Here is an 18,837-nt window from a genome sequence, read left to right as displayed (position 1 = left end):
TTCAACCTGTCGGCGGTCCGGGTTCCTGCGGCTCCGGGACGCCTGCTCCCAATAGGGATTCCATCGCCGCGATGACGCGGCGATGCTGGTGTGCATGGCGTGTCCTGACACCGGTCGCGGCATAGACCGTCTGCGGGATTGGCGCGACCTCCTCGACGATAAAAGCGATGCCGGCGCGATGTAACCCGTCAGCCGTGGTTTTCGTCACGAAAGCGCCGCCGCCGAGGCTTTTCAGCATGCCCGTTATCGTGACGTTCTGGCCGGAAGACAAAGCCGTGGCCGCAAGTTGCGGCAGGGCCAGCCGGTGCGCCCTGTCAAAGGCCGGGGAATAATTCGCACCGATGTAGTTGTCCCGGGTGAGGTCGCCCACCTTCGATGACAGGGTGCTGACCAGCACATAGGTCATTTCGCCGATCCGCTCATAATGCAGGTCGGGCAGGAAGTGGGGCGTGTAGAGGATCGCAAGATCGAGATCGCCGCTGGCAAGATCCCGGTTCATCTGGTTCGAATAATCTGCCTCGATATAGATCGAGGTTCCGGGCAGCTCGGCGCGGATCGCCCTCAGCCATGGACCGGCGAGTTCTTCGGCGACATCCTGCTGGACGCCGATGCGCATGGCGTGTTCGTAGGCGCCGGCGCTTTCGACCGTCCGCGCCGCCTCGTGCCACTGACGCTGCAAAGCGCGCGCGTGATCGAGGAAACGCAGGCCAGCCGGCGTCGGCGCGGTGCCGCCCTTGTTGCGGGTGAAGAGCGAACGGCCGAGTGCTGCCTCCAGCGCCTTGATGCGATGGGATACCGTCGACTGCCTGAGGTTCATGCGCTCGGCGGTGCGGTTGAAGCTGCGTGTCTCCATCAGGTCGAGATAGGTTTCGATCAGCTCGATCTGCACGTGGCCGCTCCGCTTGGACTCAGGTTTCTTGCGCCATTTGCCGAAGGTCCGAGAGGCCCCTGGGCGGATGCGCGCGGAAGTCGACGCCATAGACGCGGCTGGCGAAATGGTCGCGGACACGGGTGATCTGGGAGGCCTCGCCTGTAATCCTCGACCTCAACAGTGGATCGCGGGTGTCGGCAATTGCCATCGATTTGTTGATAACCCAGCCATATGGCTGGATACCGGCGCGGCGCAAATCGTCCTGCAATGCGCCGGCCTCGGAGACCGGAGTGGTTTCCGGTAGTGTGACGAGGATAACCTTGGTGTAGCCGGGGTCCTGCAGGCGCATCAACGGGGTGACCATCCGTCCGGGGGTATCGGGATCGAGATGGCGGGTCATCTGGCGATGATACGCGCCGGTGGCATCCAGCAGTAGAAGCGTATGGCCCGTCGGCGCGGTATCGATGACGACGAAATTGCCCCGCGCTTCCCCGACGATGCGGGAAAATGCATGAAACACCGCCACCTCCTCCGTACAGGGCGAGGCGAGGTCTTCGCGCAGGAGCGCCCTGCCTTCGTCATCCAGATCGCGACCGCGCGTCGACATGATCTTGGCAATGTACCGCTCCGTCTCGACCTCGGGGTCTATCCGGTCGACCGTCAGGCCGGGCATGGTTTCGGCGCCGACGACGAAGGAAAGATGGGCGGCGGGATCGGTGGTCGTCAGATGGACGGAATGCCCTTTTGCCGCGATGCCGGCGGCAAGGGCCGCGGCAATCGTGGTCTTGCCGACGCCACCCTTGCCCATCACCATGACCAGCCCCTTGCCGCTTGCGGCGATCTCGTCCACCAGTGTCGACAGTCGTGGCAGGTCCGGTGCGGCAAGCGGTGGCAGGTTTTCCATGCGCGGATCGGCGGGTGGGGAGAGCAAGGCGCGCAGGGCTGGCAGGCCGACCATGTCGAAGGGCAAAAGCGGGATTTCGTCGCGCGGCAGGCCGGCGAGCGAAGCCGGTATTTCGGAAAGCGCCGATGTCTGTTCGGCTGCGAAGGCGATGGCGATCCTGTCTTCCGGCTCCGTCGGCGTGAACCGGCCATTGACGGCGAGCATCTGATTGGAGAGGCCGAGTTCGGCGAGTTCTCCTGCGGTGCGGGCCGCTTCCCGAATGGCGCCGCTGTCCGGGCGCGTGACGAGTACGATGGTGGTGCGTGCGGGGTCCGCGAGACAATCGAGCGCCGCGCGAAAACGTGTCTCCTGCATCTTGAGGCCCGAATGCGGCCCGAGGCAGGATGCGCCACGCTCATTGGCTTCGAGAAAGCCTGTCCAGGCCTTGGGAAGACTAAGGAGCCGCAGGGTGTGACCGGTCGGAGCCGTATCGAAGACGATGTGATCGAAGTCGCTCGCGTCTCCGGTCAGAAGTCCCACGAATTCGTCGAAGGCGGCAATCTCGGTGGTGCAGGCACCGGACAGCTGTTCCCGAACGGTGGCTTTGTCGCTGGCGCTTGCAGAGGGAGCCATCTGTTCGAGAACGCGGCGGCGGTAATCCTCCGCCGCCGTTTCCGGATCGATGTTCATGGCCGACAGTCCCGGAATGCCGGGCACCGACCGTGGTTCGTCGGTAAGCGTCGTGCCGAGCATTTCATCGAGGTTAGAGGCTGGGTCGGTACTCACCAGCAGAACCTTGAGACCGCGATCAGCCAGTGCGATAGCCACGGCGCAGCTCAGGGACGTTTTGCCGACGCCGCCCTTGCCCGTGAAGAAAAGGTGGCGATTGGGTCTGTTCAACAGCGTCAGTCGTTCCATCTACTCTTCCTCGATTTCTGCAGTGCATCCAGCCTACGGCATCGACCGCTGTCGCGACTTGATCTGTGGCAAGCAATCTAATCGAATTCTTCGATCAATAAAGCGAAATACGCTCGCTTGATGAATGTCATTTCCTTCTGCAAGCTCACGCCAAAACAAGAGGGGAATACGGATGTCTCAACTGCCCGGTTCGGCACGTGTCGTCATCATCGGGGGCGGGGTCGTGGGGGCTTCCTCGCTCTATCATCTGGCGAAGGCCGGATGGACGGATTGCGTGCTTCTGGAAAAGAACGAGCTGACGGCAGGCTCCACGTGGCATGCGGCCGGCAATGTGCCGACCTTTTCCTCCTCATGGTCGATCATGAACATGCAGCGCTATTCGACCGAGCTTTACGCGAAGCTCGGCGGGCTGGTCGATTATCCGATGAACTATCACGTCACGGGATCGCTCAGGATCGGTCACACGAAGGAGCGCCTGCAGGAGTTCAGGCGCGTCGTCGGCATGGGCCGCTATCAGGGCATGGACCTCGACATCATGTCGCCGGACGAGATGCGGTCGAAATATCCGTTCCTCGAAACTCATGACCTGACGGGAGCGCTTTACGATCCCTATGACGGCGATATCGATCCGGCCCAGTTGACCCAGGCGCTGGCGAAGGGCGCGCGCGACATGGGGGCGAAGATCATCCGCTTCTGTCCCGTCACGGCGGCGCGCCGGGAAAACGGCGAGTGGGTGTTGACGACGCCGCTTGGCGAGATCCGCTGCGAATATGTCGTCAACGCCGCCGGCTACTATGCGCGCGAGGTCGGCAAGCTGTTCGGCCGTGAGGTGCCGATGATGGTGATGAGCCATCAGTACATGCTGTTCGACACCATTCCCGAACTGGAGGCATGGTCGAAGGAGGCAGGCCACAAGCTGCCGCTGCTGCGTGACGTCGACAGTTCCTATTATCTCCGGCAGGAAAAATACGGCATGAACCTCGGGCCTTACGAAAAGGCCTGCCGGGCGCATTGGGTGACGAAGGACGACCCGATGCCGGAGGACTTTTCCTTCCAGCTCTTCCCAGACGATCTGGAGCGGCTGGAATGGTATCTCAACGATGCCGTCGAGCGCGTACCGATCCTCGGCACGGCGGGGCTTTCCAGGATGATTAACGGTCCCATTCCCTACGCGCCGGATGGCAATCCGCTGATCGGGCCGATGCCGGGCGTGCCGAATGCCTTCGAGGCTTGCGTCTTTACCTTCGGCATCTGCCAGGCGGGCGGGGCCGGCAAGGTGCTGGCCGAATGGGTCAGCGAGGGCGAGACCGAATGGGACATGTGGTCCTGCGATCCGCGCCGCTACACCTCTTTCGCGTCCGATCCGGATTATTGCGTCGCCAAGGGCATGGAAATCTATGGCCATGAATATGCGATGCATTTCCCGAAACACTACTGGCCGGCGGGGCGCAATCGCAAGCTTTCCCCGATTCATGACCGGATCGCGGCGCTCGGTGCGCAGTTCAAGCCCTATAACGGCTGGGAGCGGGCGATGTGGTATGCGAAACCCGGTGACGACACTTCCGAAGATGCGACCCAGACCTGGGATCGCAAGGGGCCGTGGAGCCCGCGGATCGAGGAGGAGTGTCTCGCGGTGCGCGATGCGGCTGGCATTCTCGATCTGCCGGGCTTTTCCCGCTACCGGGTGAAGGGCAAGGGCGCGCACGAATGGCTTTCCTCCATCATCACCGGTCGTGTGCCGAAGCCGGGGCGGATCGGACTTGCCTATTTCGCCGACGACAAGGGCCGGATCGTCACGGAGATGTCGGTGATGGCGATCGAGGAGGATTTCTTCTTCCTCATCACGGCTGCGACCGCCCAGTGGCATGATTACGAATGGCTTCTGAAGCTGAAGCCGGCCGATGCCGCTTTCGTTATCGAGGATGTGACCGAGGCCTTTTCCTGCCAGATCCTGACCGGGCCCCATTCCCGCGCGATCCTCGCCGAGGTGACGGATGCCGATCTTTCCCGTCCATGGCTCACGCATCAGCCAGCGCAGATTGCCGGGCGCTGGTGCCAGCTCGTGCGCGTTTCCTTCGCCGGCGAACTCGGATGGGAGATCCACACCAAGGTCGAGGATACGCCCGATGTCTTCGACGCGGTCTGGATGGCGGGCAAGAGCCACGGGTTGAAACCCTTCGGCATGGAGGCGCTGGACTGCCTTCGCGTGGAGAAAGGTTATCGCGCCTGGAAGGGCGATCTTTCGACCGATTACACTGTGCTGCAGGGCGGGCTTGACCGTTTCATCGACTGGTCGAAGCCGGATTTCAAGGGCCGGGCGGCGCTTCTTGCCGAGAAGCAGCGGGGCGTATCGAAGCGTTTCGTGACACTTGTCGTCGAGGCTGATGATTGCGACGCGCCCTATATGTCGACGCTCTGGCATGGCGGACAGGTGGTCGGCGAGACGACCTCGGGCAATTGGGGTTACCGGGTCGGCAAGTCCATCGCGCTCGGCATGTTGCGCGCCGATCTCTGTGAGCCCGGCACCGAGGTCGAGGTGGAGATTTTCGGAGACAGGTTCAACGCGGTCGTGCAGCCCGATCAGGCGGTCTGGGATGCATCGAACGAGAGGCTGAAGGCATGAGCAACACCACTTCCCTGAAGCCTGTCCCGTCCAGGGCGCGGGCCGTCATCATCGGCGGCGGCGTGTCCGGCTGTTCGGTCGCCTATCATCTTGCCAAGCTCGGCTGGACCGATGTGGTGCTTCTGGAGCGCAAGCAGCTGACATCCGGCACCACCTGGCATGCCGCCGGCCTGATCGGCCAGCTTCGCGGCAGCCAGAACATGACGCGGCTCGCGAAATATTCGCGCGATCTCTACGTGCGGCTCGAGGCGGAGACGGGCATCGGCACGGGCATGAAGCAGAACGGTTCGATCACCGTCGCGCTGACGGACGAACGGCGCGAGGAGATCTACCGGCAGGCATCGCTGGCGCGGGCGTTCAATGTCGATGTGCAGGAAATCGATCCGGCGCGGGTGAAGGAGCTTTATCCTTATCTCAACGTCTCGGATGTGAAGGCGGCGGTGCATCTGCCGCTCGACGGCCAGTGCGATCCGGCCAATATCGCCATGGCGCTGGCAAAGGGCGCCCGGCAGCACGGTGCGACGGTCATCGAAGGCGTCAAGGTTCTCGATGTCCTGACGAAGGACGGCCGCGTGACGGGTGTCGTCTGCGAGCAGGCGGGCGAGCGCCATGTGATCGAGACCGAAAACGTGGTCAATGCCGCGGGCATGTGGGGCCGCAATCTCGCGGCCCAATCCGGTGTGACTGTGCCGCTGCATGCGGCCGAGCATTTCTACATCGTCACCGAGCCGGTGCCGGGGCTCAAACAGCTTCCGGTGCTGCGCGTGCCGGACGAGCAGGCCTATTACAAGGAGGATGCCGGCAAGATGCTGCTCGGCGCCTTCGAGCTGAAGGCCAAACCCTGGGGCATGGATGGCATTCCCGAGGATTTCTGTTTCGACCAGCTTCCCGACGATTTCGATCACTTCCAGCCCATCCTCGAAATGGCGGTGAGGCGCATGCCGATGCTGGAGACGGCCGGCATCCATACCTTCTTATGCGGACCGGAAAGCTTCACGCCCGACGACCGCTATTATCTCGGCGAAGCGCCGGAGCTGAAGGGATACTGGGTGGCAGCCGGCTACAACTCCATCGGCATCGTCTCTTCCGGCGGGGCCGGCATGGCGCTGGCCCAGTGGATGAACGACGGCGAGCCGCCCTTCGATCTCTGGGAGGTCGATATCCGCCGCGCGCAACCGTTCCAGAAGAACCGGGTCTATCTGCAGGAGCGTGTCACCGAGACGCTCGGCCTGCTTTATGCCGACCATTTTCCCTACCGGCAGATGGCAACAGCCCGCGGCGTGCGCCGCTCGCCGATCCATGAGCATCTGAAGAGGCGCGGCGCCGTCTTCGGCGAGGTGGCCGGCTGGGAGAGGGCGAACTGGTTTGCCGGGCTCGGTCAGGAAAAGGAATACCGCTACAGCTGGAAGCGGCAGAACTGGTTCGACAACCAGCGCGCCGAACACATGGCGGTGCGTGAAGGTGTCGGCCTGTTCGACATGACGTCTTTCGGCAAGATCCGGGTGGAGGGCCGCGATGCGCTTGCTTTCCTGCAGCGGCTCTGCGCCAATCAGATGGACGTCGAGGTGGGCCGGATCGTCTACACGCAGATGCTCAACCGCCGGGGCGGGATCGAAAGCGACCTGACGGTGACACGTCTTTCGGAGACAGCCTTTTTCCTCGTCGTTCCCGGCGCAACGCTCCAGCGCGACCTTGCCTGGCTGCGCAAGAACCTTCTGCCCGACGAGTTCGTGGTGGTGATCGATGCGAGTGCCGCGGAAAGCGTTTTCTGCGTCATGGGGCCGAAATCGCGCGAACTGCTCAACAAGGTCAGTCCGAGCGATTTCTCCAATGCGGCCCATCCATTCGGTTCGGCCCGCGAGATCGAGATCGGTTACGGCCTCGCCCGCGCCCATCGCGTCACCTATGTCGGCGAACTGGGCTGGGAGCTTTACGTCTCGTCGGACCAGGCGGCGCATGTCTTCGAGACATTGGAACATGCCGGCGAAGGTCTAGGGCTGAAACTGTGCGGCCTGCACGCGCTCGATAGCTGCCGTATCGAAAAGGCGTTCCGCCATTTCGGGCATGATATCACCGACGAGGATCATGTGCTTGAGGCTGGGCTTGGTTTTGCGGTGAAGACCGGCAAGGGCGATTTCATCGGCCGGGATGCCGTCTTGAGAAAGCAGGAGGAGGGTTTGAAGCGTCGGCTCGTGCAGTTGCGCCTCACCGATCCGGAACCGCTGGTCTTTCACAACGAAGCGCTGGTGCGCGATGGCAGGATCGTCGGAACCATTACGTCGGGCAATTACGGCCATTTTCTCCAAGGCGCAATCGGCCTCGGCTATGTGCCCTGCGAGGGCGAGAGCGCAGCCGACGTTCTGGCGTCGAAATACGAGATCGAGATCGCCGGGGAACGGTTCGCGGCGGAGGCTTCGCTTGCGCCGCTGTACGACCCCAAGGCGGAACGAGTGAAGATGTGAGCGTGGGTTTCAAACCCCTATCGAAATTCCGGGTTCCACCAAGGAGGCAAATGCAATGCTGGCGTCCGATCTGAAAAACGACACTGTGCTGGCAGACTCCATCGACAGGCTCGTTTCCGCATACCGGCCGGGCTATGCGCTGGAGCGTCCGTTCTATCTCGATCCCGCGATCTTCGAGCGGGATATGGAACGGGTGTTCTTCCGCCATTGGCACTGTCTGGCGCATGAGAGCGTCATTCCCGATCCCGGCGATTTCGAGGTTTTCAAGCTTGGCTCTGAAGCGGTGATCCTGACGCGCGGGGCGGATGGCGGCGTGCATGCGCTGCTCAATCTCTGCCGCCATCGCGGGGCGGAGGTCTGCACCAGGGAGAAGGGTAATGCCAAGGCATTCGTCTGTCCCTATCACGCCTGGACCTACGGCAATGACGGTGCGCTCAAGGCCGCGCGGCTGATGCCGAAGGACTTCGACCGGCAGGCGCATGGGCTGAAGAAGGCGCATGTGCGGGTGGTCGAGGGGCTGGTGTTCATTTCCTTTGCGAAGGAACCACTCGATTTCAGCGAGGTCGAGGCATTGCTGCACGCGACCTGCGGCCAGTATGGCTGGGCCAATGCAAAGGTGGCGCACCGGCAGAGCTATGCGATCGACGCGAACTGGAAGCTCGCTGTCGAAAACTATGTCGAGTGCTACCATTGCGGCCCGGCCCATCCGGAATATTCGGAGACGCATGCGCTGGAACAGCCACTGCATCTGATCGAGGAGCTGAACGCCGCCATGGAGGCGCGGACCTGCGCGCTCGGCATCGAGATCGGGTCGGGCAATCACTGGCAGTCCTCGGCCGGCGGCAAGGAAACGATCCATGCCTTCCGCTATGCCCTCTATGACGGCGTGAAAACCGGCAGCAAGGACGGTCAGCCGCTCAGCACCCTGATGGGACGTTTCACCGATTTCGACGGCGGCGTCACCTCGATCCATCTCGGCGGCACGAGCTTCCTGGTCTGCTACGCCGACCACGGCATGATCTACCGCTTCATCCCGAAGACGGTTGATACCTGCGAAATGGAGCTGATCTGGCTGGTCGATGGCAAGGCGGAGGCGGGCGTCGACTACGACTTCGAAAAGCTCACCTGGCTCTGGCGCGTGACGACCGACGAGGACAAGGCGATTATCGAACACACCGCGCGCGGCGTGCGCTCGCATTTCTACGAGCCCGGGCCGATTGCGCCGATGGAGCAGAACGAACTGCGCTACATCAACTGGTATCTCGAGGAGATCAGCCGTCCGTGACGGCGGCTGATCGCTGGCTGTTGCGCGATTTCCAGACGGTGCGCAGGAAGGCGGCGACGAACATGGCCGACATCAGGAGGACGATGGTCGGGGCAGGGGCGCTGTCGATCAGGAAGCTGAGATAGATGCCGGCGACCGATGCGGTGACGGCGACGGCCACGGCCGTTACCAGCATCGCCTGAAACCGTCGGGTAATCAGGAAGGCGATGGCGCCCGGAGCCACCAGCATGGCGACGGAAAGGATGATGCCGACAGCTTTCAGAGCGCCGACCACCGTCAGCGACAAGACCGCCAGCAGGCCGTAGTGCAGCAGCCGGACCGGCAGGCCGATGGCGCGGGCGTGTTGCGGATCGAAGGCCTGCACCAGAAGATCCTTGCGCAGGATTACCAGAAAGACTGTTGCGGCAAGCGCGATCAGGCCGGTTTCCAGAAGGTCGGAGGGCAGGATGCCGAGCATGTCGCCGAACAGGATATGGTCGAGATGCACGTCGCTCTCGATCTTCACGTAGAGCACGAGGCCGAGGCCGAACATGCCGGAGAAGACGATGCCGAGGACGGTGTCTTCCTTGATGCGGCTGTTTTCCTTGAGGTAGCCGGTCAGCAGCGCGCAGGTAAGGCCGGCGATAAAGGCGCCGATGGCAAGCGGGATGCCGGCGATATAGGCGATCACGATGCCCGGCAGGACGGCATGGGAGACAGCATCCCCCATCAGCGACCACCCCTTCAGCACCAGCAGGCAGGAGAGCAGCGCCATCGGCACGGCGATCATCAGGGTGATGACGAAGGCCGACTGCATGAAGGGAAGCTGGAAGGGCAGGATGAGAAGTTCGAGCGTGTCGTTCACCGCGCTGCCTCCGCTGATGCTGTGGGGCTGGCGAGCGCTGCGCGGGCGCGGCGGCGGGCGGCGAGGAGACCGTGCTTCGGCGCGAAGACGAAGGCGGTCAGGAAGATTGCAGTCTGCAGCACGACGATGACGCCGCCGGTCGCTCCGTCGAGGAAATAGCTGATATAAGCGCCGATGAAGCTGGTGACCGCACCGATCAGGAAGGCCATGAGAATGAGGCGCTGGAAGCGGTCGGTGAGCAGGTAGGCGGTTGCACCCGGCGTCACCACCATGGCGATGACGAGGAAAGCGCCGACGGTCTGGAGGGCGGCGACGGTGGAGCCGGCGAGCAGCGTGAAGAAGATCACCTTCAGCAGATCCGGCCTGAGGCCGATCGAGCGGGCGTGGTTCTCGTCGAAGAAGGCGACCATGAAGTCCTTCCACTTGGCCGTCAGCACGACGAGGCTGACGCCGCCGATGATGACGAGCTGCAGCGTATCGGCCGGCGTGATCGCGAGGATGTTGCCGAGCACGATGGTCTGGATGTTCACCGAAACGGGGGAGAGCGAGACCATGAAGAGGCCGAGCCCGAAGAAGGAGGTGAAGATCAGGCCGATAATGGCGTCTTCCTTGAGGCGGGTGCGCTGGTTGAGGAAGAGCATGGAGGCTGCCGCAAGGCCACCCGAGATGAAGGCGCCGAAGGCGAAGGGCAGGCCCAGCATATAGGCGCCTGCGACGCCCGGCACGATGGCATGGGAGAGCGCATCGCCGATCAGCGACCAGCCTTTCAGCATCAGGTAGGAGGAGAGAAAGCCGCAGACGCCGCCGACAAGCGCGCTGACGAAAATGGCGTTTCGCATGTAGTCGTAGCCGAAGGGCTCGAGAAGGACGTCAATCATCGATCCTCTCCGCTTCCGGTCGTTCCGTCCGGTTCTCCGTTTCCGGGGAGCCATAGATGACGAAGGGACGCTCGTCGTCGGTGATGACCTTGACCTGCCGGCTGTCGGCATCGTCGTGCAATTCGGCACCGCCCAGAACGAAGTGACGGAGCGCGCCGCCGAAGGCGATCTTGAGGTTCTCCTCGTTGAAGGTTTCCTCCGTCCGGCCGGATGCGATGACGGTTCCCTTGACGAAAATCGTCCGGTCGCAGAATTCCGGAACGCTGCCGAGATTGTGGGTGGAAACCAGCATGACACGGCCCTCGGCCCTCAGATCCCGCATCAGCGCGATGATCTGTTCCTCGGTGGTGACGTCGACGCCGGTGAAGGGTTCGTCGAGCAGGATTACCTGTCCTTCCTGGGCGAGCGCGCGGGCGAGGAAGACACGCTTGCGCTGGCCGCCGGAGAGTTCGCCGATCTGGCGTTTGCGGAAATCGCTCATGCCGACGCGGGCAAGCGCCTCGTCCACCATCTGATGATCGCGGCGGCCGGGAATGCGCAGGAAATTCATGTGGCCGTAGCGGCCCATCATCACCACGTCCTCGACCAGCACGGGAAAGTTCCAGTCGACTTCCTCGGCCTGTGGAACATAGGCGACGAGGTTCTGGCGGAGAGCTTCACGCACCGGCATTCCGAGCACCGAAATCTTGCCGGCTGCCAGCGGCACGAAGCCCATGATCGCCTTGAAGATGGTGGACTTGCCGGCGCCATTGACACCGACGAGCGCCGTGATCGTGCCCTTCGGAACGGCAAAGCTCGCATGGCGAAGGGCTGTGTGGCCGTTCCGGTAGGTGACGGTGATGTCTTCAGCACGGATGCCTTCGCGAGTGGCGGCCTTGCCGGAACTTCCCATAATCATTGAGTGAGACCCTTTGCGACGGTGGCGACGGTCACGCGAAGAAGATCGATATAGGTGGGGACGGGGCCATCGGCTTCGCTGAGCGAGTCGACATAGAGCACGCCGCCGTAAGCCGCGCCGGTTTCGGCTGCGACCTGACGGGCGGGCTTGTCGGACACCGTGCTTTCGCTGAAGACGACGTGGATATTGTGTTCCTTGACCGCATCGACGACGGCGCGCACCTGCTGTGGGGAGCCCTGGCTGTCGGCATTGATCGGCCAGAGGTAGAGTTCCTTCAGGCCGAGATCGCGGGCAAGATAGGAAAATGCACCTTCGCTGGTGACCAGCCATCGCCTGTCGGCCGGCAGCGTGTCGATCTCGGCCTTCAGCGGGCCGATCTCCGCCTTGATCTTCTCGGAATAGGCGGCGGCGTTGGCGGCATAGGTGGCGGCATTGTCCGGGTCGGCGGCACTCAGAGCCTTGCGGATGTTCTCGACATAGATCACCGCATTTTCCGGCGACATCCAGGCGTGGGGGTTCGGCTTGCCGTCATAGGCGCCGCCGGAAATGCTCATCGGCTGGATGCCATCGCTGACGACGGCGGAGGGAACGTCTCCAAGGTTGGCAAGGAATTTCTCGAACCAGCGTTCGAGGTTGAGCCCGTTCCACAGGACGAGGTTCGCGTCGCGGGCCTTCAGGATATCGCGGGGCGTCGGCTGGTAGTTGTGGATCTCGGCGCCCGGCTTGGTGATGCTTTCGACATCCGCCGCGTCGCCTGCAACATTCTTCGCCATGTCGGCAATGACGGTGAAGGTCGTGATGACCTTGAGCCGGTCGGCCGCGGCCGCCCCTTGAGGCAGAAGGAGCAGGGCGAGCGCCGCCAGCGCGGGGAGGAAGCGTATCGACATTCAGGACTCCGAAAAGTTTTTGCGAATAATTCGCAATTAAAGGTAACGCGGAATTCCGGCTTGTCAACGCTATTGCGAATTATTTGCAATTAAGAGCGGAAGGCGCCTCGGGAATGGGAACGATAGGTGTCAATTGACGAGGATTGTTTCGCCGAGATTAAACCTTCTTCAACAACGTTGTGACAAGTATCGCCTCAGTATTGCGTAAAGAGCGGGGCAACGCGATGTTGGGGTATTCGGCGTGAAGGGTATCGGCAAGATCCATATCTCACGCAAACTGGTCCTCGCATTCGGCGGTGTCCTGGTGCTGTGCGGTACGACCGGAGCCGCGGCCGTCTATATCGGCGCGGACAAGATCCTCGGCCCCTCCTACGCTCAGTTGAACGGCCTTGCCTGCACCGAGGTGAAGACCGTCACGGTCAAGAAGAAGGATCGCTTCTGGATCAGGAAATACATCACCACCGCCGAGACGGAAGACGGCCTTGCGCGCGTCAAGACGGCTCTGCGCGTGGCGAGCGTCATTCACGACGAGATGAAGCCGGACCTGATCCAGGTGGTGGTGCTCGACGCCAAGGGACCGAAGACGGTGCCTGACATGCGCGGCCGTGCCGTGGGCGCCGATGTTCTCTTCATTTCCGATCCCTCGCGCGTGCCGGAATATGCGAGCGGTCAGATGTTCACCGCGCGTTACGTCGACAAGGCCGCCAATGAAATCGGCCAGTTCTACGGCGAAAAGATCAACCTGACGGAAGACGATATCGGGCAGTTGGTTTCCCGGCTCGACGACCGCGCGGACTGTGTGAAACCGGAGGTCGCGACGCCGGATGGGCATGGCGCCGCTTCCGATGGACATGGCGAGGCCAAGCCTGCCGATGGCCATGGGGACGCCAAAAAGAAGGACAAATCGTCGGGTCACGGCGAGACCTCCGGTCATGGAGAAGCGGCTCCCGCCGAAGATCATGGCGCCGAGGTTTCGGCCGAAGGGCATGGCGAGGCCGCGCCGGAAGGAGCGGAGGGCAAGAGCAAGGGCTGGTTTGCCTCGATCACCGGCATGATCCTCGGTGGCGACGAGCAAGAAGCGGCCACACCCGGTTCGGCAGACCATGCCGCAGCCCCTGTCGCCGAAGGCGATGCGGGCCATGGTGAACCCGTCACCGAACAGGCCGCAGCGGAAGAGGATTCCGGCCACGGCGCGACGAAGCCGGTGGCCGCGGAGATGCCGCACGACATGGCGGCCGGAAAACAGGCCAGCGCCCATGGAGCGGAGCCATCCGCTCCGGAACACGAGGTTGCTTCCGCTCCGGCCGCTGCCGAAGCGCCGAAAGGCTGGCTCGGCTCCGTCAGCGGAATGATCTTCGGAGAGAAGGAAGCAAAGCCGCTGCCGTTCGGAGGCGCCGGCCGGAAGATCGTGCCTGCCGAGCAGGCGAGTGCTCCGGCACACCCGGAACAACCTGCGGCCGAGAATGGCGCACATGGCGATCAGGCCCATGCGCCGGCCGTGAAGCCGGACGAGGCAAAGGCGCCAGAAGCCGCCGCGACGGATCACGGGGCCGGCGAGATGAGCACCGAAGCCGATGCGGCGGGTGCCGCCTGGCTTGCGAAGCTGCGTGCCGTCCCGGTCGAGGCTGCCCCGGACCATGCGCCCGCTGCCGATACGGCAGAGGCACATGGGGAGCAGCCAGCCGAGGTGATTCCGGCGGAAGACAGCCCCATTCTGCCGCCCAAGGCGAGCGATGCCAAGCCGCAGACGGAAGCCGGTCACTGAGCGCTCGGGGACGCTGCCGGCGCGGTATCCCCGTAATGCCAAAGACCGTGTTCGGCGCTATTCGCCGAAACCGGCCGGATCGCATAAGTCTTTGCGTTCCTTCATAACTTTTTCCTGGACTTCCGACATTGGCGGCGAAATGCCCGCCGGATATCACTTCCTCTTCGTTTGAACGAAGGGGGAATTGCCGTGCGTTTTGCCATTGCCTTTGCGGGGTTGCTGGTTTCCGCCACGCTCGCATCCGCGAACGATCCATTCGAGGGCAATCCGAGAGGTCGATTGACGGTCAGACTGGAGCTTTTCGGTTCTCACAGGGTCGATATGCCGAACGGTGTCGAATGGGCGGCAATCGACGCAAAGAGAAGGATGGCGGTGGAGTTCGATGTGGTCGACGTCGGCAATGGCGGATTGCCGATCGTTTCGGCGAAGCCTGCCGGTTCAGAGCTTTCCCCGCAGATGGAGGGGTTGAAAGCCAGGATCGATGCATGCGGTGGCGATCAGGCCTGCCTTGCGCGAACGATGATGGAGTTCGCAGCCGCGGGCAACGGCGGCAATGTCTTCCAGCAGATGACGGGACAACAGCCGGGACGGTTCCGGAATCTGGCCGGCGACCGTGCCGGCACCTGCGCGAAGGGAAGCCTGACGGTGGCCGATACGCTGAGCGGTGTCTATATTCCACCGCCGGAAGCAGCGCGTCCCTACCGGTTCTCCCGCAATGGAAGCCGGACCCTTCCGGTCGCCGACGAACGTATCACGGATAGGCTTTGCGGGATCGAGATGACCGTCGACAAGGCGGCGAATACGATGAGCCTTCGTCTTCCCGTCTCCCTGCCGGTCGGGATTACGCTCGGGGTCGAGGCGTTTACCGACGAAAAGGCGGTATCGTTGGTCGAGGGAGAACAGTTCCTCACCCTTTACGACCAGCCTTCGGGCAGTCCCGGCGCCTGGAGCGGATCTGCCGAGATCAGGAGTGTCGGCTCTGCTTCCCACAATTCGGGTCAGGTGAGCGCGGTCCTGCATGGCCGTCTCGAATGGCATCTTACTATCGATTAGACGGCCTGTTTAACCGCTGTTGCCGGGGCACAGGCCAGCAAGACCCAAGCTGGGCCGCGGACAAAAAAGGCGGCCTTAAGCCGCCTCTCTTTATTCCGGTCCGGGACTGCCTCAGTCCGCCTTGTTGCGGCGGGCGGGGAAGAGGATGACGTCGCGGATCGACGGCGCGTTGGTCAGAACCATAATCAGGCGGTCGATGCCGATGCCGAGACCGCCGGCCGGCGGCATGCCCTGGTCCATGGCGTCGAGGAATTCCTCGTCGAGCGCCTTTTCCTTTTCGCCGCGGGCGTGGGCCTGGGCAAGCTGCTCGACCATGCGGCTACGCTGTTCTTCGGGATCGTTGAGTTCGGAGAAGGCGTTGCCGAGTTCCCAGCCGTTGACATAGGTCTCGAAGCGCTCGACCAGGCGCGGCTCGCCCGGCACTTCCTTGGCAAAGGGCGAGATGTCCTTCGGGAAATGAATGACATGGGCCGGCTGGATGAGGTCGCCCTCGACGGTTTCCTCGAAGACGAATGCGAGGCATTCGCCCCAGGTCGCATCCTTCTCGACTTCGAAACCCGCATGGCGGGCGGCGGCGCGCGCTTCCTCGTCGGTCTTGATGGCGAGGAAGTCGATGCCGGTCTTTTCCTTGACCGCGCCGGGCATCGAGATGCGGCGGAACGGGCCCTTGAAGGACAGGAACTTGTCGCCATAGGGCACCTCGGTCGTGCCGTGCAGGCTCACGGCCAGTTCGGAGAACAGACGCTCGACGAGGTCCATTACGTCCTCGTAATCGGCATAGGCCCAGTAGCACTCCATCATGGTGAATTCGGGATTGTGCCGGGTGGAGACGCCTTCGTTGCGGAAGTTGCGGTTGATCTCGAACACCTTGTCGGAGAGGCCCGAGACCAGCGTGCGCTTGAGGAACAGTTCCGGCGCGATGCGCAGGAACATGTCCATCTTCAGCGTGTTGTGGTGGGTCTTGAAGGGTTCCGCCGTCGCGCCGCCATAGACGGTCTGCAGCATCGGGGTCTCGACCTCCATGAAGCCATCGGCCTCCATGAAACGGCGAACGCCGGAGATGATCTTCGAGCGCTGCAGGAAGCGCAGTTTCGATTCCTCGTTGGTCAGAAGATCGAGATGGCGCTTGCGGTAGCGGATCTCGACGTCGGAGACGCCGTGCCACTTCTCGGGCATGGGCAGGAGCGTCTTCGTCAGCATGGTGATTTCATGGGCGTTGATGGTCAGTTCGCCACGCTTGGTGCGGCGAACCTGGCCCTTGACGCCGATGATGTCGCCGAGATCGATCATCGGCAGCAGCGCGCGGGCGGCCTCCGGAGTCGTATCCTTGTGGGAGAAGATCTGGATCTTGCCCGTCGCGTCGTGCAGGTCCATGAACATGCCGGAATTGCGTGAGGAATAGACGCGGCCGGCAATCGTGACGATGTCTTCCGATTCCGTGTCGGGTTCCAGGCCCTCGTATTTCTCGGCCAGTTCCGCATTGGTGATCGTACGGTGGAAATGCGCCGGATAAACATCGCCGATCTGCTGGCGCAGCAATGCGAGCTTCTGGCGGCGCACCTCGGTTGCGTCGGAAGAGAGGGCGGTTTCGTTCTTCGTTTCAGACATTCATTCGTTCCTGTGACGGCCGGTTGCCGATCGAGACTTTCTTACTGGGCGCCGACCATCGAGGTCAGCACCTGCGATGCGACCTTGAGGCGCTGGCGCACGACCGAGCGGCCGAGAAGCGCCATCGAGTCGAACAGCGGCAGCGAGCGGGAGCTGCCGGACATCGCCACGAAGAGCGGCGGGGTGACGACGCGCAGCTTCTTGCCGAGGCGATCGGAAATGTCGCGCAGTTCCTGCTCGATCGTCTCGACGTTCCATTCGAGGATCTTTTCGAGGTCGAAGGCCACCGTGTTGACGATTTCCAGCGTTTCGGCCGGCGAGGTCTTGAGGCCGGCGAAGGAGGCGGGCGTCAGGCCGACATCGTTGGCCAGCAGAAAGCCGGCGAGCTGTGGCAGTTCGCCGAGCTTGGAGATGCGGCTCTGGGCGAGTTTCAGGCCTTCCGTCAGGCGGTCGTTTTCCGAGGCCCAGTTGAAGACGCGCGCGAGGAACTCCTCGGGCGTCAGCTTCTCGCGCATCCAGCGGCCGTTCAGCCAGTCCAGCTTTTGCACGTCGAAGATCGCGCCGGCCTTGGACAGGTTGTCCGGATCGAACTTTTCGGCAAGCTCGTCCATGTCAAGCATCTCCTCGCCCTCGGCGATCTGGATGAAGAACAGGCCGAGGAAGTTCATCAGCGCTTCCGGCAGGTAGCCGAGCGCGGAATAATAGGAGATCGATGTCGGGTTCTTGCGCTTCGACAGTTTGGACTTGTCGGCATTGCGCATCAGCGACAGGTGCATGAACTTCGGCGGCTCGAGACCGAGATACTTGTAGATCAGGATGTGCTTCGGCACGGAGGCCAGCCATTCCTCGCCGCGGGCGACGTGGGTGATCTTCATCAGGTGGTCGTCGACGACGTTTGCCATGTGATAGGTCGGCATGCCGTCGGCCTTGAGCAGGACCTGCATGTCGACGGCTTCCCACGGGATCGAGACATCGCCATAGACGCCGTCATGGAAGTCGCAGGAGCCTTCGGTCGGGATCTTCATGCGCACGACGGAGGGTTCGCCGGCTTCCATCCGCTCGATGACCTCCTCGGCCTTGAGGTTCAGGCAGTGACCGTCATACTTCGGCGGCAGGCCCTTGGCGCGCTGGGCTTCGCGCATCATTTCCAGGCGTTCCGGTGTGCAGAAGCAGCGGAAGGCATGGCCGTCGCGGACCATCTGCTCGACGAAGGGGCGGTAGATATCCTTGCGCTCGGACTGGCGGTAGGGGCCGTAGGGGCCGCCGACATCGGGGCCTTCGCTCCATTTCAGTCCCGTCCATTTGAGCGCGTCCAGCACCTTCTGCTCGAATTCCGGCGTCGATCGGGTGGCGTCGGTGTCCTCGATGCGCAGGATGAACTCGCCGCCCATCTTCTTTGCGAAGAGATAGTTGAAGAGAGCGATGTAGACGGTGCCGACATGGGGCTCGCCGGTCGGGGAAGGTGCGATGCGGACGCGAACGCCGGAAGTGCTCATGGTAACTTGCTCGTGCTGACGTGCGGATGATCCGGGCGCGAAGCGCAGGATCAGCGAATAAGGGAAAATTCTCTGGCGGAATCCGTTAAAAGGCGTCGCCAAGCGCACCAATTGCCGTATTTTCCGCAGGCAGGCTTAGGCCATATTCAGCCGCAGGCGTCAAGGGAAACTGCGTGCGCGGCGGATCATGGCAGCCCTGCCGGCAGGGCAAGGCAATATCGTCTCACACTTTTTTCGGCTCTTTCGGAACCAACGGTGTTTTATCTCGTTTCATATTGCGAATGCGGGTCGTGCCAACCGGACGCGACGGTGATGGGGAACATGGAGATTTTTCCGGTTTCTCTCCGTGGCCAACGAATTGGCAGA

At 62.5% G+C, this 18,837-nt stretch carries 13 protein-coding genes; 5 read left to right on the top strand and 8 right to left on the bottom strand.

What is annotated here, in order from left to right; all coding sequences use genetic code 11:
* Nucleotide 1: 1 nt before the first annotated feature.
* A complete protein-coding gene (locus ACLBKR_RS13985; protein WP_113447691.1) occupies nt 2-889 on the bottom strand; it encodes a LysR family transcriptional regulator in 888 nt (295 codons plus the stop codon).
* A 19-nt stretch (nt 890-908) separates the two neighbouring features.
* Nucleotides 909-2,672: an arsenical pump-driving ATPase gene (gene arsA, locus ACLBKR_RS13980; RefSeq protein ID WP_113447690.1), complete on the bottom strand. Its 1,764-nt coding sequence runs from the start codon at nt 2,670-2,672 to the stop codon at nt 909-911.
* Between the two features lie 172 nt (nt 2,673-2,844).
* Here arsA and ACLBKR_RS13975 point away from each other — a divergent pair, with 172 nt between their 5' ends.
* The 3 genes from ACLBKR_RS13975 to ACLBKR_RS13965 are packed head-to-tail and all read left to right on the top strand — an operon-like array spanning nt 2,845 to nt 9,042.
* Nucleotides 2,845-5,295 carry a GcvT family protein gene (locus ACLBKR_RS13975; RefSeq protein WP_113424443.1) on the top strand — a complete coding sequence of 817 codons (2,451 nt, stop codon included), beginning with the start codon at nt 2,845-2,847 and terminating at the stop codon, nt 5,293-5,295.
* Nucleotides 5,292-7,757, top strand: a complete 2,466-nt coding sequence (locus ACLBKR_RS13970; RefSeq protein ID WP_113424444.1) for an FAD-dependent oxidoreductase — start codon at nt 5,292-5,294, stop codon at nt 7,755-7,757. Before ACLBKR_RS13975 ends, ACLBKR_RS13970 begins: the two co-directional genes overlap by 4 nt.
* A 55-nt stretch (nt 7,758-7,812) precedes the next feature.
* Nucleotides 7,813-9,042 (top strand): aromatic ring-hydroxylating dioxygenase subunit alpha, encoded by a 1,230-nt coding sequence (locus ACLBKR_RS13965; RefSeq protein ID WP_113424445.1) that lies wholly within the window; start codon nt 7,813-7,815, stop codon nt 9,040-9,042.
* On the opposite strand, the gene ACLBKR_RS13960 is transcribed toward ACLBKR_RS13965, so the two are convergent.
* The 4 genes from ACLBKR_RS13960 to ACLBKR_RS13945 are packed head-to-tail and all read right to left on the bottom strand — an operon-like array spanning nt 9,029 to nt 12,549.
* The gene (locus ACLBKR_RS13960; RefSeq protein WP_112829350.1) at nt 9,029-9,886 is read right to left on the bottom strand and encodes a metal ABC transporter permease; all 858 of its coding nucleotides are present in this window, start codon (nt 9,884-9,886) and stop codon (nt 9,029-9,031) included. The two genes, ACLBKR_RS13965 and ACLBKR_RS13960, sit on opposite strands and share 14 nt — an antisense overlap.
* Nucleotides 9,883-10,764 carry a metal ABC transporter permease gene (locus tag ACLBKR_RS13955; RefSeq protein ID WP_113424446.1) on the bottom strand — a complete coding sequence of 294 codons (882 nt, stop codon included), beginning with the start codon at nt 10,762-10,764 and terminating at the stop codon, nt 9,883-9,885. Before ACLBKR_RS13955 ends, ACLBKR_RS13960 begins: the two co-directional genes overlap by 4 nt.
* The gene (locus ACLBKR_RS13950) at nt 10,757-11,662 is read right to left on the bottom strand and encodes a manganese/iron ABC transporter ATP-binding protein (RefSeq protein WP_162757256.1); all 906 of its coding nucleotides are present in this window, start codon (nt 11,660-11,662) and stop codon (nt 10,757-10,759) included. Before ACLBKR_RS13950 ends, ACLBKR_RS13955 begins: the two co-directional genes overlap by 8 nt.
* Nucleotides 11,659-12,549 (bottom strand): metal ABC transporter substrate-binding protein, encoded by an 891-nt coding sequence (locus tag ACLBKR_RS13945; RefSeq protein ID WP_113439241.1) that lies wholly within the window; start codon nt 12,547-12,549, stop codon nt 11,659-11,661. The genes ACLBKR_RS13950 and ACLBKR_RS13945 overlap by 4 nt, the downstream gene beginning before the upstream one ends.
* 241 nt (nt 12,550-12,790) lie before the next feature.
* Between ACLBKR_RS13945 and ACLBKR_RS13940 the strand changes: the two genes are divergently transcribed.
* Together ACLBKR_RS13940 and ACLBKR_RS13935 are read left to right on the top strand one after the other, a co-directional pair.
* Nucleotides 12,791-14,314, top strand: coding sequence for a hypothetical protein (locus ACLBKR_RS13940; protein ID WP_414899441.1), 1,524 nt, complete (start codon nt 12,791-12,793; stop codon nt 14,312-14,314).
* A 189-nt stretch (nt 14,315-14,503) separates the two neighbouring features.
* Entirely contained in the window at nt 14,504-15,367 is an 864-nt protein-coding gene (locus ACLBKR_RS13935; RefSeq protein WP_414899440.1) for a hypothetical protein, read from the top strand.
* Nucleotides 15,368-15,478: 111 nt separating this feature from the next.
* Here ACLBKR_RS13935 and lysS read toward each other — a convergent pair whose 3' ends face one another.
* Nucleotides 15,479-16,975 carry a lysine--tRNA ligase gene (gene lysS / locus ACLBKR_RS13930; protein ID WP_414899439.1) on the bottom strand — a complete coding sequence of 499 codons (1,497 nt, stop codon included), beginning with the start codon at nt 16,973-16,975 and terminating at the stop codon, nt 15,479-15,481.
* Nucleotides 16,976-17,016: 41 nt separating this feature from the next.
* Entirely contained in the window at nt 17,017-18,471 is a 1,455-nt protein-coding gene (gene gltX / locus ACLBKR_RS13925) for a glutamate--tRNA ligase (RefSeq protein WP_113439239.1), read from the bottom strand.
* Nucleotides 18,472-18,837: the final 366 nt, after the last annotated feature.

The sequence above is a fragment of the Paenirhizobium cremeum genome (assembly GCF_047553425.1).
Lineage (GTDB): Bacteria > Pseudomonadota > Alphaproteobacteria > Rhizobiales > Rhizobiaceae > Allorhizobium > Allorhizobium cremeum.
Note: the sequence above shows the minus strand (reverse complement) of the source record. Positions and strands in the feature narration are given on the sequence as shown.

Bases quoted from the DNA above. Each gene is read 5' to 3' on its own strand.
- arsA (WP_113447690.1), bottom strand. From the start codon at position 2,672: ATGGAACGACTGACGCTGTTGAACAGACCCAATCGCCACCTTTTCTTC.
- ACLBKR_RS13975 (WP_113424443.1), top strand. From the start codon at position 2,845: ATGTCTCAACTGCCCGGTTCGGCACGTGTCGTCATCATCGGGGGCGGG.
- ACLBKR_RS13970 (WP_113424444.1), top strand. From the start codon at position 5,292: ATGAGCAACACCACTTCCCTGAAGCCTGTCCCGTCCAGGGCGCGGGCC.
- ACLBKR_RS13965 (WP_113424445.1), top strand. From the start codon at position 7,813: ATGCTGGCGTCCGATCTGAAAAACGACACTGTGCTGGCAGACTCCATC.
- ACLBKR_RS13955 (WP_113424446.1), bottom strand. From the start codon at position 10,764: ATGATTGACGTCCTTCTCGAGCCCTTCGGCTACGACTACATGCGAAAC.
- ACLBKR_RS13950 (WP_162757256.1), bottom strand. From the start codon at position 11,662: ATGATTATGGGAAGTTCCGGCAAGGCCGCCACTCGCGAAGGCATCCGT.
- ACLBKR_RS13945 (WP_113439241.1), bottom strand. From the start codon at position 12,549: ATGTCGATACGCTTCCTCCCCGCGCTGGCGGCGCTCGCCCTGCTCCTT.
- lysS (WP_414899439.1), bottom strand. From the start codon at position 16,975: ATGTCTGAAACGAAGAACGAAACCGCCCTCTCTTCCGACGCAACCGAG.
- gltX (WP_113439239.1), bottom strand. From the start codon at position 18,471: ATGAGCACTTCCGGCGTTCGCGTCCGCATCGCACCTTCCCCGACCGGC.